The following is a 17979-nucleotide window of genomic DNA, read 5'->3' on the forward strand; positions in this document are numbered from 1 at the left end:
GTGATCGGAATCGTTGTCGTCTCGCACAGTCGCGCGCTCGCCGACGCGGCCGTCGCACTCGCCCACCAAGTGGTGCCGAACGGCGGTCCCCAGATCGCGGTCGCGGCCGGGTTGTCCGACGGCACCTTCGGCACTGACGCGGCGGCGATCAGCCTCGCGATCGCGAAGATGGACACTCCTGACGGCGTCCTGGTGCTGCTCGATCTCGGCAGCGCCCTGTTGAGCTCCGAGCTCGCGATCGAGTTCCTGGACGACGCGGTCGCCGAGCACGTGCGCATCAGCGGCGCGCCGCTGGTGGAGGGGCTGCTGGCGGCCGTCGTCCTCGCCTCCACCGGCGCATCTCTCGAGGAGGTCGACGCCGAGGCGCGTCGTTCGCTGACCGACAAGCAAGCGCACCTGGGCCACGAGGACGACGCGCCGGCACCGATCACCGTGCCCAAACAGGTTCCCGAGCCGCAGGCCCCCGCCCCGGAGCGCGCGATCATCTGGCGGACGACCGTCCGCAACCCCCACGGCCTGCACGTGCGCCCGGCTGCCGCGATCGTGACCGAGATGCGCGACTTCGACGCCCAGGTGCTCCTGAGCAACGCCACGACGGGCCGTGGCCCCGAGCCGGCCGATCGGCTGAGCCGCATCACCGCCCTTCAGCTCGGGCAGGGGCACATCCTCGAAGCCAGATTCACAGGGCCGGACGCGGCGGCCGCGCGTGACGCTCTGGCCGATCTCGCCGCACGGCACTTCGGCGAGGACCTGGACGCGCGGCCCGTTCGCCCCGCCCACATCTCGCCCGTGGTCGACGCAGGCTCGGCCGACCAGCTGAACGGTTCGATCGCCGCCGACCGGCTCACCGTGGTCGGCCGGATCGCCCGGCGTACGACGCGTCCCAGCACCGAGGGGTATCGCCCCGGCCCCCCCAAGGCCGAACTGGCGCGCTTCACCGCTGCGGTCGCGCAGGTCAAGGACTTCTTCGACGCACTGGTCGACTCGGGAGTGGGTATCCCCGGCATCATCGAGGCACAGACGGTGATGCTGACCGATCGCGAACTGCAGCACGGCGTGGTCTCGCGCATCACCCAGGGCTTCAGCGCCGTCGACGCGGTGGACGAGCACCTCACCGGCCTCGCGCGGTCGTTCGACGGCTTCGCGGACGCCTACCTGCGCGAGCGCGGCCAGGACATGCGCAGCCTGCGGAGGATGCTGCTGCTGGCTCTCATGGGACGCCCGCTGCTCGACTCGGCACCTTCGGAGCCCCGCATCTGGCTGATGGACGAGTTGGACGCGGCGACCGCGTCCCGCGTCGATCCGCGCGTGTGTCTCGGCATCATCACGGTCTCGGGGGGCTCAAGCGGGCACGGCGTGCTGACGGCCAGGGCGAGGGGCATCCCCGTGCTCGCCGGATACCCGTCGGCCGAGTCGCTGGGCGACGGTGTGCTGGTGGCGTTCGACCCGGTCACGCGGCAGCTGTGGGTCGACCCCGACGATGACGTCGTGGCCGGGCTCGGAGGGATCAACGAGGAGAGGTTCCAGGAATCCGAGCAGGCACATGCCCGCGCGCAGGAGCCCGCCGTGACGACCACCGGCATCCGCATCCGGGTCGGGGCGAACGTCTCGTCCCTGGCGGACGCGGAGCGCGGCGCCGAGGAGGGGGCCGAGGGCAGTGGCATCGTCCGCAGCGAGATCCTGTTCTCCGCGGCGACCACCGCGCCGACGGCCGACGAGCAGGCCGAGGTGTACACGCGCATCGGCCAGGCGCTGAACGGGCCGATCACCCTGCGCACCTGGGACCCCGCCGACGACAAGCCCCTGCCGTTCCTGCCGCACGACCCGGTCACCAACCCCGCGTTGGGCGAGAGGGGCATACGGGTGATGCGCCGCGCCCCCGAGGTGTTCCGGGAGCAGCTCCGGGCGATCCTGCTCACCGCGTCCCGCACCCCTGTGCGGCTCATGCTGCCCATGGTGACCACGGTGGACGAGGTCGTGTGGGCACGTGGGTTGGTCGATGAACTGCGCGCCGAGATCGATGCCCCCCACGTGCCCATCGGGATGATGGTCGAGGTACCCGGAGCGGCGATCCGAGCGGCCGATTTCGCCGGGGTCGTCGACTTCGTGAGCATCGGGACGAACGATCTCACCCAGTACACGCAGGCCGCCGATCGGGGGAATCCCGCGGTGTGCGACCTCGCGCGGCAGGACAGCCCGGCCATCCTCGATCTCGTGGCCTGGACGTGCAAGGCGCTGCCCGGTATCCCCGTCGCGGTGTGCGGCGACCTGGCCAGCGACCCGACGGCGACGGCACGGCTCATCGGTTTCGGAGTGAGCGAGCTGAGCGTCCGGCCACCGATCGTCGCGGAGATCAAACAGGCGGTTCGCGTGTCCTGAGCGCGACGACCGAAGCGGGGACATGCCGCGTCCTGCACTAGGCTGTGCCCGTGAGCAAGTCATTCGAGGACCTCTATGCCCAGTTGATCGAGATCGCCGCCACCCGCCCTGAGGGTTCCGGGACGGTCGAGCGTCTGGACGCGGGCGTCCATGCGATCGGGAAGAAGATCGTGGAGGAGGCCGCCGAGGTGTGGATGGCCTCTGAGTACGAGGGCAAGGAAGCGGCTGCCGAAGAGATGAGCCAGCTCTTCTACCACGTCCAGACGATGATGGTCGCCCTGGGGATCACCCTCGACGACGTCTACTCCTACCTCTGAGCCCCCGAATCGACCAGGAAGGCCCACCCACAGTGTCCGAAGTGCTCAAGATCGCCGTGCCCAACAAGGGCGCCCTGTCGCAGCCCGCGGCGACGATGCTCAGCGAGGCCGGGTACCGGCAGCGCACCGATCTCAAGGATCTCGTCCTGACCGACGAGGCCAATCACGTCGAGTTCTACTACCTGCGTCCGCGTGACATCGCCGTCTACGTGGGTGAGGGCACGCTCGACCTCGGCATCACAGGACGCGACATGTTGTTGGACTCCCACGCCGACGCCGAGGAGATCATGGCTCTCGGCTTCGGGGCCAGCAGGTTCCGTTTCGCGTCCCCTGCCGGCAGCGACTACACGCTGGCCGACCTGGAGGGCAAGCGCATCGCCACCAGCTATCCGGGGTTGCTGGAGGGATATCTCGCGGATCGTGGGGTGAAGGCCCGGCTCATCCACCTCGACGGGGCCGTCGAGTCGTCCATCCGGCTCGGGGTCGCCGACGCGATCGCCGATGTCGTCGAGACGGGGACGACGTTGCGCAAGGCGGGCCTGGAGTTGTTCGGCGACCCGATCCTGCACTCCGAGGGCATCCTCGTCCGGCGTCCGCGGTCGGCCGCGCAGATCGATCCCGTCGCGCTGGAGCACCTCACCCGGCGGCTGTCCGGCGTCCTGGTGGCTCGCACCTACGTGCTGATCGACTACGACATCCCCGAGAGTCTGCTCGACCGGGCGTCGGCCCTCACGCCCGGGCTGGAGAGTCCGACCATCTCGCCCCTGGCCAAGAAGGGGTGGGTCGCGGTGCGCGCTCTCGTGCCGGCGAAGGGACACCAGCCCCTGATGGACGATCTCTACGATCTCGGTGCTCGCGGCATCCTGGTCACCGAACTCGCGGCCTGCCGGCTCTGACGCCGCTGGGATGCGGCGTCCGGCCGGTGCCGTTTCACTCGATGCCGTGCTTCTTGAGGATCGCGGTGACCTCGTCGTCGGAGGTCCGGGCTGCCGGGGCCTGTCCTTGTGCGGGTCCGGGGGACGCGGCCGGGCTCGCGGGCTGCCGGGGCGCAGGGGTGCTGACGACCGGCTTGCGCCGAATGGCACGGTCGATCCGGCCCTGTTTCGCCTCGGCGCGGGTGGGCGGCGTGATGCGTCCGCCGATGAGATAGCAGATGACGCCGAGCACGACGGCCCCGGTGCCGATACCCAGCGTGGTGTCCATGGCCGTCGCCCGCATCCATTCGACCAGGGTGCGTCCGAACTGGGCCAGCATCTCCATGACGCCGGTCACGAACAGCCCGACCGCCACGGCCACGACACCGACCCCACGCCACAGGTCGCGAGCGCTGCGGCGCCGGTTCCATGCGATCACGAGATAGGCGATCGCCAGCACCGAGGCGGCTACCGTGACGATGATGGCTATGGTCGAGTTGCTCATGTGTCCAAGCGTTCCACAGCGATTGGGCTCGATGGCCTCACTGGGCTATAATCACCGGGTGATCGGCTCGTCCAGGGTCGTTCCAGTGGAAGTGAGGGCCTGACCCTCCACCCGAGGCCACCAGACGGACGGCCCGGGTCGGTAACAAGCGGCACCGGCATCCCGCCGGGCGATGCGGGGAATCACTCCCCGAGGCATCCGGCCGCGCGTCAGGCCTTCGCGTTCGCGGAGGCCTTTTTCGTGGGTCGAGTTCCTGGCAGACCGGTCGCTTTGATCACACAGCAATGGGAGGAAACCATCAGCAACGAATTCCGCATCAACGAGCGGATCCGGGTGCCCGAAGTGCGCCTGGTCGGACCCGCGGGTGAGCAGGTGGGCATTGTTCGCGTCGAGCAGGCACTGCAGCTGGCCCGCGAACACGACCTCGACCTCGTTGAGGTCGCCCCGGACGCCCGCCCCCCGGTGTGCAAGCTCATGGACTACGGGAAGTTCAAGTACGAGAACGCCCAGAAGGCCCGCGAGTCGCGCCGTAACCAGACGAACACGGTCATCAAGGAGATGAAGCTGCGGCCCAAGATCGACGACCACGACTACGAGACCAAGAAGGGTCACGTGGTGCGGTTCCTCAAGGGCGGCGACAAGGTGAAGATCACCATCATGTTCCGTGGACGCGAGCAGTCTCGTCCGGAACTCGGGGTGAACCTGCTCAAGCAGCTGGCGGACGACGTGGCCGAGGACGGGGTGGTGGAACAGGCTCCTCGCCAGGAGGGACGCAACATGCACATGGTGCTGGCGCCGACCCGTAAGAAGAGCGAGGCGCGCGCCGAGGAAGCGGTCGAACGGGCGCGGAAGGCCGCCGAGCGGCAGGCCGTGGCCGATGAGGAGAAGCGTGTCGAGGCCGAGCTGAGGGCGAGGGCATCGTCCCAGTCCCAGCCGAAGAAGAAGCGGGGACCCGCCGACAACATGGACCCCGACATCGACCTGTAGACCACCGGGCGCCCGGCGACGGGCGCCTCTGTCCCGGAGCGGTATTCGCGCCCGGGACGATCGAGAAGAAGGAGCGGCACCATGCCGAAAATGAAGACGCACTCCGGTGCCAAGAAGCGGTTCAAGGTCACGGGCAGCGGCCAGCTCAAGCACAAGCGTGCGGGCAAGGCCCACCTGAACGAGCACAAGCCGAGCAGGCAGACCCGCCGGCTGAACGTCGACGGCGTCCTCGAGAGCGCCGACGCCAAGAAGATGCGTCGCCTCATGGGTAGCTACAAGCCCAAGTCGAAGCGCGCCTGAGCGCCACCACCCGGAACTTCACGCAAGGAGCACGAACATGGCACGCGTCAAGCGGGCAGTCAATGGTCAGAAGAAGCGCCGCGAGGTGCTGGAGCAGGCGGCGGGCTACCGCGGGCAGCGCTCGCGTCTGTATCGCAAGGCCAAGGAGCAGATCCTCCACAGTGGCACCTATGCCTTCCGCGACCGCCGCGCGAAGAAGGGCGACTTCCGCAGCCTGTGGATCCAGCGGATCAACGCGGCATGCCGCTCCAACGGCATGACCTACAACCGTTTCATCAACGGGCTGAAGAACGCCGGCGTCGAGGTCGACCGCAAGATCCTCGCCGATCTGGCGGTCAACGACGAGGCTGCCTTCGCCGCACTGGTCAAGGTGGCGCAGGACAACCAGGCCGTCACCGCGGCCTGAGGCCGGTGACCCATCCGAACGACGGGCCGGGCGCGCTGCCGATCCTTTCGAGGACGCAGTTGCGGTCGGCCCGTCGGCTGTTGCAGCGCAAGGGCCGTGAAGCCGCCGGCGAGTTCCTCGTCGAGGGTACGCAGGCGGTGCGCGAGGCACTCGGCTCCGGCGTCGTCCGGCTGCTCGTCGTGGACGACCCCTCGGCGCACGCCGAACTGATCGCGCTCGCGGGATCGACCCCGGTCGTCCGCACCGAGCCGGGTGATGTGGCGCAACTCAGCGACACGGTCGCGAGCCAGGGCGTGTTCGCGATCGCCAGGGAGGATCGTCCAGGCCTGGCCGATCTGCCGGCGTCCCCGCGGCTGGTGGTCATCTGCGCCCAGGTGCGCGATCCGGGAAACGCCGGCACCGTGATCCGCTGCGCGGACGCGTTCGGGGCCGACGGCGTCGTCCTCACTCGTGGATCGGTGGACGTGACCAATCCCAAGACCGTGCGGGCCTCGGTCGGGAGTCTCTTCCATCTTCGGGTGGTCACGGGGGTCGAGTTCGCCGACGCCGTCGCCTGGGCCAGGCAGCGGGGGCTCCAGGTGCTGGCCGCCGATGCCGGAGGACAGGGACTGGACGAGTTGGCCGCTCTCGGCGACCTGGGACGTCCGACCGCGTGGGTGATGGGCAACGAGGCCTGGGGTCTGCCGGACGATGTGCTGGCCGGTGTCGACCGGGTGGTCTCGATCCCCATGTGGGGCAGGGCCGAGAGTCTCAACTTGTCGACCGCGGCGGCGGTGTGTCTGTTCGCGTCGGCCAGCGCGCAGCACACGTGATGCCTCCACCCCTGTGACAAGGCCGTGCGCACCCGAGCGCGGCGGACGCGTGGCCTCGGCGATGCGGTGTCGGTTACGATGACCCCATGCTTCCTGGCGCTTCACGAGTTCGGGCCCTCCTGTTCGGCGGGGTCGTGGAGTTTATCGCGCAGGCCTAAGGCCTGCGGCGGGCCGTGCGCCCGCTCACGATGCGCCGGTATCAGTTGCGCCTGTGGCCCCGGTCGTGCCGTCCTGTTCCCACGGCACGGGCCGCCGAGACCCGGCTCACTCTCACTAGACTGTTCACGGCATGCCCCCGCCACCGGCGGGCGCGGGGTTGCCGACGTCCCAGACCCAGAGGGGAGACCATGACGGGGTCACCAACATCGTCAGACGCGGCCAGGCCCGTTGACGAGGCTCGTATCGCAGAACTCGTGGACGCGGCCCTCGCCGCGATCGCGGCTGCCGGCACCACCGCGGAGCTCAAGCAGGCGCGCGTCGCCCACGCGGGCGACAAGTCGCCACTCGCGCTGGCCAACCGTGCCATCGGTTCGATGCCGCCCGATCAGCGCAAGGCCGTGGGACGCGTCGTCGGGCAGGCGCGGGGGCGTGTGAACCAGGGGCTCGCAGCTCGCCAGGCGGAGCTGGAGGCCGCCGAGCTCGAGGCCACACTGCTCGCCGAACGGGCCGACGTGACGTTGCCCGTCGAACTTCACCCGGTCGGGGCGATGCACCCGATCACCGCGCTGATCGACGACATGTGTGATGTCTTCGTCGCGATGGGCTGGGAGGTGGCCGAGGGGCCCGAGGTCGAGGCCGAGTGGCTGAACTTCGACGCGCTCAACTTCACCCCCGACCACCCGGCGCGCTTCCTGTCGGACACCTTGTTCGTCGAGCCGGTCGATCACCACAAGCTGTTGCGCACCCAGACCAGCCCCGTGCAGATGCGCGCGATGCTGTCGCGCGAGCTGCCGGTCTACGTGGTCAGTCCCGGCAAGGTCTACCGTGCCGACGAGTACGACGCCACCCACCTGCCGGTCTTCCACCAGTTGGAGGGGCTGGCGGTCGACAAGGGCATCACGATGGGGCACCTCAAGGGCACCCTGGACCACCTGGCGCGGTCGATGTTCGGCGATGTGCGCACGCGGCTTCGTCCGCACTACTTCCCGTTCACCGAGCCCAGCGCCGAGATGGATCTCGAGTGCTTCGTGTGCCACGGCGAGTCGGTGGGCAACCCCGACCGGCCCTGTCGCACGTGCAGGTCGGAGGGCTGGATCGAGTGGGGAGGCTGCGGTGTGGTGAACCCACGTGTGCTGCGCGCCGCGGGCATCGACACATCGGTGTACTCCGGGTTCGCCTTCGGCATGGGCGTCGACCGCACGGTCATGTTCCGCAACAACGCCCCCGACCTGCGCGACTTCGTCGAGGGCGACGTCCGTTTCCCCCGCTCGCTGCAAGGAGGTGCCCGATGAGGGTCCCGATGTCATGGCTGCGCGACCTGGTCGACCTGCCCCAGGGCGTGACGACGGGTGCGGTCGCCGGGGCGCTGACCCGGGCGGGTCTCCAGGTGGAGCACATCGAGCCCATGGGCAACGAGGTGAGCGGGCCTGTCGTCGTGGGACGCGTCCTCGAGTTCGTCGAGGAGCCGCAGCGCAACGGCAAGACCATCCGTTGGTGCCAGGTGGATGTCGGTGAGGACGTCCCGCGCGGCATCGTGTGCGGGGCGCTCAACTTCGCGGTGGGCGACTTCGTCATCGTCGCGCTGCCCGGATCGGTGCTGCCCGGTGGGTTCGCGATCTCGGCCCGCAAGACCTACGGGCACATCTCCGACGGCATGATCTGTGCCGAGGACGAACTCGGGCTGGGCACCGATCACGCGGGCATCATCGTCCTGCCCCCGCTCGTCGACGGCCAGCCACCCCGGCCCGGCAGCGATGGGCTGGACGTGCTGCAGGCCCGTGACGAGGTGCTGGAGATCGACGTCACCCCCGATGTGGGCTATTGCCTGTCGATGCGCGGGATGGCGCGCGAGGCCGCGCAGGCGTTCGACGTGACCTTCCCCGATCCCTACGGGGCACAGGCGATCCGTCCGGCCGAGGGCGGCTATCCGGTGAGGCTCGAGTCGGACGCGTGCAGCCTGTTCGTCGCGCTGCGCGTGGACGGTCTGGATCCCGGTGCACCGACGCCGGTCTGGATGTCGCACCGGCTGGCGGCGGCGGGCATGCGATCGATCAGCCTGGCGGTCGACGTCACCAACTACGTGATGCTGGAGGCCGGACAGCCCCTGCACGCCTACGACGCCGACCAGCTGCGGGGCGCGATCGTCGTCCGCAAGGCCGTCGAGGGGGAACATCTCGTCACGCTGGACGACGTCGATCGAACCCTGTCGCCGGAGGACCTGCTCATCACCGACGACTCCGGCCCCATCGGTCTGGCGGGCGTCATGGGCGGGCAGACCACAGAGGTCTCCGAGCAGACCCGCAGCGTCGTCCTGGAGGCGGCGCACTTCGATCCGGTGTCGATCGGGCGCACGTTCAGGCGGCACAAGCTGCCCTCCGAGGCATCCACGCGGTTTGCCCGCGGGGTGGATCCCGCTCTGCCGCTGGCCGCTGCCCGCGCCGCGGCGCGGTTGCTCGTCAGGCTGGGCGGTGGCGTCCTGCGTGAGGAGCGGACGATCGTCGGCGGTGTACCGGCCATGCCTGCGCAGCGTATTCGCGCCGATCTGCCCGGACGCATCCTCGGTGCCCCGGTCGGCGAGGAACAGGTGATCGAGGTGCTGCGCGCCTCGGGCGTCCAGGTGACCGGTGACCGTGAGGACGTCGCGGGGGAGTGGCTGCGGCTGGTGCCCCCCACCTGGCGTTCCGATCTCGTGGACGAGTACGACTACGTCGAAGAGGTGGGACGAAAGCTCGGGTTCGGTGTGATCCGTTCGCGGGTGCCTCAGGCCCCCGCCGGGCGTGGCTACACGTTCGAGCAGCGGTCGAGGCGCGCCGTCATCCGGGCGATCGCGCAGGCCGGTTTCGTCGAGCTGATCACGTTGCCGTTCATCGGCACGGAGGAACTCGATCACCTGGGCCTTTCCGGCGACGATCCACGCCGCCGTACCGTCCGCCTGGCCAACCCCCTGGCCGACACCCAGCCCTTCATGCGCACGACGCTGCTCCCGGGTCTGTTCGCTGCGGTGATGCGCAACACCTCACGTAGCCAGGACGATCTCGCGCTCTTCGAATGCGGGCTGGTCTTCCACGAGACAGGCCGCGGGGCGGCTTTGATGCCGTCGGTGGCCCAGCGTCCCACGGACGCGGAGATCGCCGCGGTCACCGGGAACCTGCCCGACCAGCCGCGGATGCTCGCCGGGGTGCTGACCGGGAACTGGACGCCCGCGGGGTGGCAGGGGTCGGCCGTCAGGGCCGACTGGCGCCATGCGGTGCATCTGGCGGAGACGGCTGCCGCGACCCTGGGCGTCCGGCTGTCGCGCCGGGCGGCCCAGCACACGCCGTGGCACCCGGGACGCTGCGCCGAGCTTGTCGTCGGCACCGGCGACGGCGAGGTCGTGCTGGGGTGGGCCGGGGAACTGCATCCGAACGTGGTGAAGGCCTACGACCTGCCCGCTCGCGCGTGTGCGGTCGAACTCGACCTGGACGCGCTCATCGCCGCCGCGCCTCGCGGTGGCGAGGTGTCACCGGTGTCGCCGTTCCCGTTGACCAAGGAGGACGTCGCGCTGATCGTGGACGCCGACGTGCCCGCGTCCGAGGTGGAAAGGGCGCTGGTCGATGGTGCGGGCGAGCTCCTGGAGTCGATCCGGCTGTTCGACGTCTACACCGGGGCGCAGGCCGGCGAGGGCAAGAAGTCGCTGGCGTTCGCGCTCGGCTTCCGTGCCCCCGACCGCACGCTCACCGAGAAAGAGGCGGTGGCCGCGCTCCAGGCCGCGGTCACGCGGGCCGGGGAGGTCTGCGGGGCCGTTCAGCGGGCCTGATCGTCGGAGCGCTGCCGAGCTGTCCTGTCGACAGGCTCGAGGGGCACCTTTCGACAAGCTCAAGGAGCATTCACCACACGCTCGTTGAGCTTGTCGAAACGAGTTCCTTCGCGCTTTCGGCAGGTTCGAGGGGCACCTTTCGACAGGCTCAAGGGGCATTCACCACACGCTCGTTGAGCTTGTCGAAACGAGTTTCTTCGTGCTTTCGGCAGGTTCGAGGGGCACCTTTCGACAGGCTCAAGGGGCATTCACCACACGCTCGTTGAGCTTGTCGAAACGAGTTTCCTCGTGCTTTCGACAAGCTCAAGGAGCACCTTTCGACAGGCTCAAGGACCGGTGGTTGAGCTTGTCGAAAGCACTGCCCCTACCGACGCACGCGCATCGTGGCCTCAGCGCACCCTCGTCTCGTCGCAGTACTCGGCGATCCCGCCGATCGCCTCGCGCAGCACCTTCTCCTCGGGCAGGGCGACGAGGCGGAAATGGTCGGGGTCGGGCCAGTTGAACCCGCGTCCGTGGCTGACGAGGATCTTCTTGCTCTGGAGCAGGCCGAGTGCCCAGTCCTCGTCGTCGGCGATCGGGAAGACCTCCGGGTCGAGGCGTGGGAAGAGGTAGAGGGCACCGCGTGCCGGCTGACAGCTGACGCCCTCGATCTCGTTGAGCAGGTCGTGGGCCAGCGAGAGCTGGTCGTGGAATCGTCCACCGGGCCTCACCAGGTCGTCGATCGACTGGTATCCGCCGAGCGCGGTCTGGATCGCGTGCTGGGCGGGCACGTTGGCGCACATACGCATGTTCGCGAGCAGTTGCAGGCCCTCCAGCAGGTTCTCCGCCTGTTCCAGCGGGCCCGTGGCCACGAGCCATCCTGATCGCCAGCCGCACGCGCGGTAGGCCTTCGAAAGCCCGGAGAACGTGAAGCACAGAGTGTCCGGGTCGGTGAGGGTCGCCATGGGCAGGTGCTCGCCCTCGTAGACGATCTTGGAGTAGATCTCGTCCGCGCACACGATCAGGTCGTGGGTGCGTGCGAGGTCGGCGATGCCCTGCAGCACCTCGCGGCTGTACACGGCGCCGGTCGGGTTGTTGGGGTTGATCACGACGATCGCCCTCGTCTTGCTCGTGATCTTGGAGGCGATGTCGTCCAGATCGGGGATCCATCCGTTCTGCTCATCGCACAGGTAGTGCACGGGCACTCCGCCCGTGAGGGTCGCCAGAGCGGTCCAAAGTGGGTAGTCGGGCGCCGGGATGAGGATCTCGTCGTCGTAGTTGACGAGGGCTTGGAGCAGCATCGAGATCAACTCGCTCACCCCGTTGCCGATGAGCACCTGCGGCACGTCCACGTCGAGCCCGAACGTCTGGTAATAGTTCGCGACCGCGGTGCGCGCGCTGTAGATGCCGCGGGCGTCCGCGTAGCCGTCGGACTCGGCCAGATGTGCCACCACGCTACGGACCATGGTCTCCGGAGCGGAGAAGCCGAACGGGGCGAGGTTGCCGATGTTGAGGTGCAGGATGCGTTCCCCTGCGGCCTCCATGCGCTGGGCCTCGACCATGTTGCGTCCACGTACGTCGTAGTGCACTCCCTGAAGCCGGCTCGCTTGGCTGAATCGCGTCGCCATCGTCACTTGTCCCTTCTCCCCGCGCGGGGTCGTTCCAAGAGTACTGACCTCGCGCGCTAGGGTCGCATCGTGGAAATCGGCGTTCGGCGTGGTCCGCTGGCTCGAGGTGTCGCGCCGTGGCGGTGAATCGGGAGCTCATCGTCGGTGCCGCGCTGGGGATCCTCGACGAGTTCGGGCTCGCCGACATGTCCATGCGGCGCATCGGCGACGCACTCGGCGTTCAGGCGGCGACGATCTATTGGCACATCCCCAACAAACAGGCGCTGCTGGCCGGCGTGTCGGACGCCATCCTCGCCGATGTTCCCGTCCCGGTCACCGACCAGCCGCTCGCGGCCGGGCTGGACGCGTGGGCGCGAAGCCTGCGATCGGTGCTGCTCGGGCACAGGGACGCCGCCGAGGTCGTCGCCGCGACGCTGGCGGTCGGACTGGGGGAGCGGGTGCCGGACGAGGGCTGTGTCGCCGCTCTTCGCCGCGCGGGGTGGGACGAGGTCCGTGCCCGCCAGGCGGCGCGGGCGGCGCTCCACTTCGTCCTCGGGCATGTCACGCAGGAGCAGACGCGCCGCAACCTGGTCGATTTCGGTGTGCTCAAGTCCCCGATCGATGTGCTGGACGACGAGGGCTTCACGGTGGGGCTGGACATCGTCGTGCGGGGCATCGCCGGTTGGTCGCCGCAGGCGTGACCAGACCTCCCGGAACTGGCCGATCGCACCGTGGAGACAGAGGTCTCTCCTTGTCGCGCGAGCTGGCCGGCGGAATCGCGGAAGTTCTGTCACGTGATCGCGGAGCCCAGCGAATCCCGGTGACAAGACTTGCATAACTATTCCTAAGGCGGCATAGTTATGCCATGACTTTCTCCATAGCGGTCGCGGGATGCACCGGTTACGCGGGCGGCGAGGTGCTGCGCCTGCTGCTCGGTCACCCCGAGGTCAGCATCGGGGCGCTCACCGCGGGCTCGAACGCGGGCAGCCGCCTCGGGGCTCATCACCAGAACCTGATTCCCCTTGCCGACCGTGAGGTGCTCGACACCACACCGCAAAACCTGGCGGGCCACGACGTCGTCTTCCTGGCGTTGCCCCACGGTGCGTCCGCCGTGGTCGCGGCCCAGTTGGGGGACGACACCCTGGTGATCGACTGCGGCGCCGACTTCCGGCTCAGCGACCCCGAACAGTGGAAGAAGTTCTACGGCACCGAGCACGCGGGCACCTGGCCCTACGGGCTGCCCGAGCTTCCCGGCCAACGCGAGGTGCTGTCGTCGACGCGGCGTATCGCCGTCCCCGGCTGCTACCCGACGACAGCCACGCTGTCGCTGCTCCCGGCTCTCGTGCACGGCCTCATCGACGGCCACGATGTGACCGTGGCGGCGGCTTCGGGCACCTCGGGGGCGGGCAAGGGACTCAAGCCGCACCTGCTCGGCACGGAGTTGTTCAACTCGATGAGCGCTTACGGCGTCGGGGGTGGCCATCGGCACGTGCCCGAGATCCTGCAGAACCTGGCGCGGCTGGGTGCCGTCGACCCCTCGGTCAGCTTCACGCCCATGCTGGCTCCCATGTCCCGCGGCATCCTCGCCGTGTGCACGGCCCCGATCGGTGACCACACACCGGACGAGGTGCAGCAGGCGTACGCCGACACCTATCGGGACGAGCCGTTCTGCACCACGCTCCCGCAGGGCTCGTGGCCCGCTTCCAAGTCGGTGCTCGGTGGAAACGGCTTTCTGGTGCAGGCGACCGTCGACGAGGCGGCCGGCCGCCTCGTGGCCGTCGGCACCCTCGACAACCTCACCAAGGGCACCGCCGGTGGTGCCATCCAGTCCATGAACCTGGCGCTCGGCCTTCCCGAGACGACCGGTCTGACAGCAATCGGAGTTGCACCGTGACCATTACCGCTCCCAAGGGGTTCCTCGCAGCCGGCGTCGCCGCCGGCATCAAGGCCAGCGGAAACAAGGATCTCGCCCTGGTCGTGAACCAGGGCCCGAGCCAGGCCGTGGCGGGGGTCTTCACGTCCAATCGTGTCTTCGCGGCTCCGGTGGGGCTGTCGCGCGAGGCGCTGAGGGACGGGACGCTGCGAGCCGTCGTCCTCAACTCGGGAGGGGCCAACGCCTGCACCGGGAAGCCCGGGTACGAGGATGCCGTGGCGACCGCGCAGGCCGTGGCGGCGGCGGCCGGATGCGCGCCGGGCGATGTCGCCGTCTGTTCCACCGGTCTGATCGGCGTCCGGCTGCCCATGGACGCGGTGCTGAACGGTGTCGCGCAGGCCGCGAGCCAGCTCTCCGCCGAGGGCGGGGACGATGCCGCGGAGGCGATCCGCACCACCGACACCCATGCCAAGCAAGCGGTGTCCCTCGGCGACGGCTACGCGATCGGCGGTATGGCGAAGGGTGCGGGCATGCTGGCCCCGGCGCTCGCGACGATGCTCGTGGTGATCACCACCGACGCGGTGATCGAGTCCGCCGACCTCGATGCCGCCCTGCGCACGGCCACCGGCCTCACCTTCGACCGCATCGATTCCGACGGTTGCATGTCGACCAACGACACCGTGCTGTGCCTGGCGAGCGGCGCCTCGGGCGTGGCTCCCGACCTCGGCCAGTTCACGACGCGGCTGACGCAGGTCTGCTGGGATCTGGCTCGCCAGCTCATCGGGGACGCGGAGGGCGCTTCCCACGACATCGCGATCGAGATCGTGGGCGCGGCATCCGAGGACGATGCCCTCGAGGTGGCACGGTCGATCGGCCGCAACAACCTGTTCAAGTGCGCGATCTTCGGCAACGACCCCAACTGGGGACGTGTGCTGTCGGCGATCGGGGTGACGAACGCGGCCTTCGAACCCGAGAACATCGACGTCACGATCAACGGGGTCCAGATCTGCCGCGGCGGCGGTATCGGTGAGGACCGCAGCCTTGTCGACTTGGCCCCGCGGGAATGCCATGTGCTCGTCGACCTGCATGCCGGTGCCGCGGCTGCCACGATCTGGACGAACGATCTCACCTATGACTACGTCAAGGAGAATGCGGAGTACTCGTCATGAACGGTCGGTCGATCCCCGGGAGCTGGTCATGATGGCGGTCCAACGGGAGCTGGACGAGAAGACGCTCGTCGCCAAGGCCGGCGTGCTCATCGAGGCGCTGCCCTGGCTGATGCAGTACGCGGGCAAGACGGTGGTCATCAAGTACGGCGGCAACGCCATGATCGACGAGGACCTCAAGCGGGCGTTCGCCCAGGACATCGTCTTCCTGCGCCGCTGCGGCGTGCGGCCGGTCGTCGTCCACGGCGGCGGGCCCCAGATCAACGCGATGCTGAAGCGGCTGAACATCACCTCGGAGTTCCGTGGTGGCCTGCGGGTGACCTCTCCCGAGGCCATGGACGTCGTCCGCATGGTTCTGGTGGGGCAGGTGGGCCGCGACCTGGTCAACCTCATCAACCAGTACGCGCCCTTCGCGGTCGGACTGTCGGGTGAGGACGCGAACCTGTTCGTCGCCGAGCCGAAGACGATCGAGCTGGACGGCGAGGAGGTGGACCTCGGGCAGGTGGGGGATGTGGCCTCGGTGAACCCGGGAGCCGTTCTCGACCTGATCGACGCCGGGCGGGTGCCGGTGGTCGCGACGGTGGCGCCGGGGCCGGACGGGTTGGTCTACAACGTGAACGCCGACACCGCGGCCGCGGCGCTCGCCGTGGCGCTGGGTGCCGAGCGGATGGTCATGCTGACCGACGTCGCCGGCCTCTACGCCGACTGGCCGAACTCGTCCAAGGTCGTCACCCAGATCGCGGCGAGCGAGTTGCGCACGATGCTGCCGGGTCTGGAATCGGGGATGCGGCCGAAGATGGAGGCCTGCCTGCGCTCGGTCGAGGGCGGCGTCTCGCGAGCGACGATCATCGACGGCCGGGTGCGGCACGCGCTGCTGCTGGAGATCTTCACCGACGAGGGCATCGGCACCATGGTGAAGGCGGACGAGGACGGGGACGAGGAGAACTGAGATGACCGGGTCGACAGTACAGCAGACGGTGTCGGTGGACGCACAGGCCGCGTGGCTGGCCCGTTACGAGGCGACGATGATGCACAACTTCACGCCGACGCGGGTGTTCGTCCGGGGCGCCGGCACCCAGCAGTGGGACGCCGACGGCAAGCAGTACACCGACATGTTCAGCGGCATCGCGGTCGGCGGGTTGGGCCATGCCCATCCGGCGGTGGTCGAGGCGGTGTCGAAGCAGCTCGCCACCCTGGGGCACATCAGCAACCTGTACGCCTCGCCGCCACAGATCGCCCTGGCCGAGCGCCTCGCGGGCTTCGCGACCGCAGCCAGCCCCGGGGCGGTGGCGCGGGTGTACTTCGCCAACTCCGGCACCGAGGCCAACGAAGCCGCCTTCAAGGCGACCCGGCTCACCGGTCGTACCCGGATCGTGGCGATGGACGGGGCCTTCCACGGCCGGACGATGGGAGCGTTGGCGGTCACCTCGACGGCCAAGTACCGCGTGCCGTTCGAGCCGCTGCCCGGGGAGGTCGTCTTCGTCCCCTACGGCGACCTGGACGCGGTGGCTGCGGCCGTCGACGACAGCACGGCAGCCGTCGTGCTGGAGACCATCCAGGGCGAGAACGGCGTCGTCGTCCCGCCCGAGGGATTCCTGGCGGGCGTGCGGGAGATCACCTCACGGCATGGGGCCTTGCTGTGGGTGGACGAGGTGCAGACCGGCATGGGGCGATGCGGCGAGTGGATGACCAGCGTCGCGGACGGGGTGACTCCCGATCTCATCACGCTGGCGAAGGGCCTGGGCAACGGCGTTCCGATCGGGGCCTGCATCGCTGTGGGCCCGGCAGGTGAGTTCTTCACCCCCGGCAGCCACGGCAGCACCTTCGCGGGCAACCCGATCTCCGCGGCGGCGGGGCTCGCTGTGGTGGACACGATCGAGCGTGAGGGCCTGCTGATGCGCGCCCGGGAACTCGGCGATCACCTGTCATCGGTTCTCACCGGGCTGGGGCATCCCCTGATCGACCACGTGCGGGGACGCGGCCTTCTGCGTGGTGTCGAGCTGACCGCCGACGTGGCTCCCGCCGTGGCCGACGCGATGCTGGACGAGGGCTGGATCATCAACGCACCGCGGCCCTCGGTGCTGCGGCTCGCCCCGCCGCTCGTCATCACCCGCGAGGAACTCGACGCGTTCGCGCAGGCGCTGGCGAGCGTGCTGAACCGGCAGGTGCGGGATGTCTGATGACAACGGCCCGCGAGCCTCGTCCCGCGTCGCGAGGCAGGGACGCATCCTCTCGCTGATCGAGAGCCGCGAGATCGGGTCGCAGGCCGAGCTCGCCGACATCCTGGCGGCGGAGGGCATCTCCGTCAGCCAGGGGACATTGAGCAAGGACCTGTTGGAGATCGGGGCCGTGCGCGTGCGCAACAGCGCGGGGACGCTGGTCTACGCGCCTCCGGCGACCGAGGTGGCCTCGGACCACACCGCGCACGAGGCGCGGCTGGCGCGGGTCTGCACCGAGATCCTGGTGTCCGCGTCGGCATCGGCGAACCTCGCCCTCCTGAAGACCCCGCCGGGAGCGGCCCAGTACTTCGCGTCCGTGATCGACCGTGTCGCGCGCCCCGAGATCCTCGGCACCATCGCCGGGGACGACACCGTGCTCGTGATCGCCAGCGGCCCGACCGGCGGCCAGCCGTTGGCCGATTGGTTCATCGCCCTCGCGTCGGGGTTCCGTCGTGAGCTCGATGGGGGATGATGATCGCGTGAGCAACGACGAGGCAAAGCCCCCAGCGCAGCAAGCGGAATCACATCACGCGGCCGGATTCCTGTGGGGGGGCCGGTTC

17 protein-coding genes and 1 pseudogene are annotated in these 17979 nt (G+C 69.2%); 16 read left to right on the forward strand and 2 right to left on the reverse strand.

Going from position 1 to position 17979, the window contains the following annotated elements:
• The 4 genes and pseudogenes from dhaM to hisG form a co-directional block, all read left to right on the forward strand.
• Nucleotides 1–408, forward strand: a pseudogene (dhaM, locus tag FB473_RS18390) (dihydroxyacetone kinase phosphoryl donor subunit DhaM); the annotation flags it as partial.
• 24 nt (nucleotides 409–432) lie between these two features.
• Complete coding sequence (locus FB473_RS03770) at nucleotides 433–2379, forward strand: putative PEP-binding protein (RefSeq protein WP_341770131.1); 1947 nt, start codon at nucleotides 433–435, stop codon at nucleotides 2377–2379.
• A 50-nt stretch (nucleotides 2380–2429) separates the two neighbouring features.
• Nucleotides 2430–2696: a phosphoribosyl-ATP diphosphatase gene (locus tag FB473_RS03775; protein WP_167164953.1), complete on the forward strand. Its 267-nt coding sequence runs from the start codon at nucleotides 2430–2432 to the stop codon at nucleotides 2694–2696.
• Nucleotides 2697–2728: 32 nt separating this feature from the next.
• Complete coding sequence (gene hisG / locus FB473_RS03780) at nucleotides 2729–3592, forward strand: ATP phosphoribosyltransferase (protein ID WP_167164955.1); 864 nt, start codon at nucleotides 2729–2731, stop codon at nucleotides 3590–3592.
• Nucleotides 3593–3626: 34 nt separating this feature from the next.
• Here hisG and FB473_RS03785 read toward each other — a convergent pair whose 3' ends face one another.
• Complete coding sequence (locus FB473_RS03785; protein WP_167164956.1) at nucleotides 3627–4115, reverse strand: hypothetical protein; 489 nt, start codon at nucleotides 4113–4115, stop codon at nucleotides 3627–3629.
• Between the two features lie 270 nt (nucleotides 4116–4385).
• Between FB473_RS03785 and infC the strand changes: the two genes are divergently transcribed.
• The 6 genes from infC (at nucleotide 4386) to pheT (ending at nucleotide 10575) form a co-directional block, all read left to right on the forward strand.
• Nucleotides 4386–5102 (forward strand): translation initiation factor IF-3, encoded by a 717-nt coding sequence (gene infC / locus FB473_RS03790; RefSeq protein ID WP_208390422.1) that lies wholly within the window; start codon nucleotides 4386–4388, stop codon nucleotides 5100–5102.
• An 81-nt stretch (nucleotides 5103–5183) separates the two neighbouring features.
• Nucleotides 5184–5402 (forward strand): 50S ribosomal protein L35, encoded by a 219-nt coding sequence (rpmI, locus tag FB473_RS03795; RefSeq protein ID WP_167164960.1) that lies wholly within the window; start codon nucleotides 5184–5186, stop codon nucleotides 5400–5402.
• A 37-nt stretch (nucleotides 5403–5439) separates the two neighbouring features.
• Entirely contained in the window at nucleotides 5440–5808 is a 369-nt protein-coding gene (gene rplT / locus FB473_RS03800; RefSeq protein WP_167164962.1) for a 50S ribosomal protein L20, read from the forward strand.
• 5 nt (nucleotides 5809–5813) lie between these two features.
• Nucleotides 5814–6620, forward strand: coding sequence for a TrmH family RNA methyltransferase (locus FB473_RS03805; RefSeq protein ID WP_167164964.1), 807 nt, complete (start codon nucleotides 5814–5816; stop codon nucleotides 6618–6620).
• Between the two features lie 347 nt (nucleotides 6621–6967).
• Nucleotides 6968–8071 (forward strand): phenylalanine--tRNA ligase subunit alpha, encoded by a 1104-nt coding sequence (gene pheS, locus FB473_RS03810; RefSeq protein ID WP_167164967.1) that lies wholly within the window; start codon nucleotides 6968–6970, stop codon nucleotides 8069–8071.
• Nucleotides 8068–10575 (forward strand): phenylalanine--tRNA ligase subunit beta, encoded by a 2508-nt coding sequence (gene pheT / locus FB473_RS03815; RefSeq protein ID WP_167164969.1) that lies wholly within the window; start codon nucleotides 8068–8070, stop codon nucleotides 10573–10575. The genes pheS and pheT overlap by 4 nt, the downstream gene beginning before the upstream one ends.
• A gap of 389 nt (nucleotides 10576–10964) precedes the next feature.
• Here pheT and FB473_RS03820 read toward each other — a convergent pair whose 3' ends face one another.
• Nucleotides 10965–12182, reverse strand: coding sequence for a pyridoxal phosphate-dependent aminotransferase (locus tag FB473_RS03820; RefSeq protein WP_167164971.1), 1218 nt, complete (start codon nucleotides 12180–12182; stop codon nucleotides 10965–10967).
• Nucleotides 12183–12298: 116 nt separating this feature from the next.
• On the opposite strand from FB473_RS03820, the gene FB473_RS03825 reads away from it, so the two are divergent.
• The 6 genes from FB473_RS03825 to FB473_RS03850 all read left to right on the forward strand — a co-directional run bounded on the left by FB473_RS03825 (nucleotide 12299) and on the right by FB473_RS03850 (nucleotide 17891).
• The gene (locus FB473_RS03825) at nucleotides 12299–12862 is read left to right on the forward strand and encodes a TetR family transcriptional regulator (protein WP_167164973.1); all 564 of its coding nucleotides are present in this window, start codon (nucleotides 12299–12301) and stop codon (nucleotides 12860–12862) included.
• 164 nt (nucleotides 12863–13026) lie between these two features.
• Nucleotides 13027–14055 carry an N-acetyl-gamma-glutamyl-phosphate reductase gene (gene argC, locus FB473_RS03830; RefSeq protein WP_167164975.1) on the forward strand — a complete coding sequence of 343 codons (1029 nt, stop codon included), beginning with the start codon at nucleotides 13027–13029 and terminating at the stop codon, nucleotides 14053–14055.
• A complete protein-coding gene (gene argJ, locus FB473_RS03835) occupies nucleotides 14052–15203 on the forward strand; it encodes a bifunctional glutamate N-acetyltransferase/amino-acid acetyltransferase ArgJ (protein ID WP_167164977.1) in 1152 nt (383 codons plus the stop codon). Before argC ends, argJ begins: the two co-directional genes overlap by 4 nt.
• Nucleotides 15204–15234: 31 nt before the next feature.
• Nucleotides 15235–16149 (forward strand): acetylglutamate kinase, encoded by a 915-nt coding sequence (argB, locus tag FB473_RS03840; protein WP_208390648.1) that lies wholly within the window; start codon nucleotides 15235–15237, stop codon nucleotides 16147–16149.
• Between the two features lies 1 nt (nucleotide 16150).
• The gene (locus FB473_RS03845; RefSeq protein ID WP_167164981.1) at nucleotides 16151–17380 is read left to right on the forward strand and encodes an acetylornithine transaminase; all 1230 of its coding nucleotides are present in this window, start codon (nucleotides 16151–16153) and stop codon (nucleotides 17378–17380) included.
• Nucleotides 17373–17891, forward strand: coding sequence for an arginine repressor (locus FB473_RS03850; RefSeq protein ID WP_167164983.1), 519 nt, complete (start codon nucleotides 17373–17375; stop codon nucleotides 17889–17891). Before FB473_RS03845 ends, FB473_RS03850 begins: the two co-directional genes overlap by 8 nt.
• The last annotated feature ends 88 nt before the right edge of the window (nucleotides 17892–17979 follow it).

The organism is Brooklawnia cerclae, assembly GCF_011758645.1.
In the GTDB taxonomy this organism is placed as follows: domain Bacteria; phylum Actinomycetota; class Actinomycetes; order Propionibacteriales; family Propionibacteriaceae; genus Brooklawnia; species Brooklawnia cerclae.

Bases quoted from the DNA above. Each gene is read 5' to 3' on its own strand.
- argB (WP_208390648.1), top strand. From the start codon at position 15,235: ATGGCGGTCCAACGGGAGCTGGACGAGAAGACGCTCGTCGCCAAGGCC.
- rpmI (WP_167164960.1), top strand. From the start codon at position 5,184: ATGCCGAAAATGAAGACGCACTCCGGTGCCAAGAAGCGGTTCAAGGTC.
- FB473_RS03850 (WP_167164983.1), top strand. From the start codon at position 17,373: ATGTCTGATGACAACGGCCCGCGAGCCTCGTCCCGCGTCGCGAGGCAG.
- FB473_RS03845 (WP_167164981.1), top strand. From the start codon at position 16,151: ATGACCGGGTCGACAGTACAGCAGACGGTGTCGGTGGACGCACAGGCC.
- FB473_RS03820 (WP_167164971.1), bottom strand. From the start codon at position 12,182: ATGGCGACGCGATTCAGCCAAGCGAGCCGGCTTCAGGGAGTGCACTAC.
- pheT (WP_167164969.1), top strand. From the start codon at position 8,068: ATGAGGGTCCCGATGTCATGGCTGCGCGACCTGGTCGACCTGCCCCAG.
- FB473_RS03785 (WP_167164956.1), bottom strand. From the start codon at position 4,115: ATGAGCAACTCGACCATAGCCATCATCGTCACGGTAGCCGCCTCGGTG.
- argC (WP_167164975.1), top strand. From the start codon at position 13,027: ATGACTTTCTCCATAGCGGTCGCGGGATGCACCGGTTACGCGGGCGGC.
- pheS (WP_167164967.1), top strand. From the start codon at position 6,968: ATGACGGGGTCACCAACATCGTCAGACGCGGCCAGGCCCGTTGACGAG.
- rplT (WP_167164962.1), top strand. From the start codon at position 5,440: ATGGCACGCGTCAAGCGGGCAGTCAATGGTCAGAAGAAGCGCCGCGAG.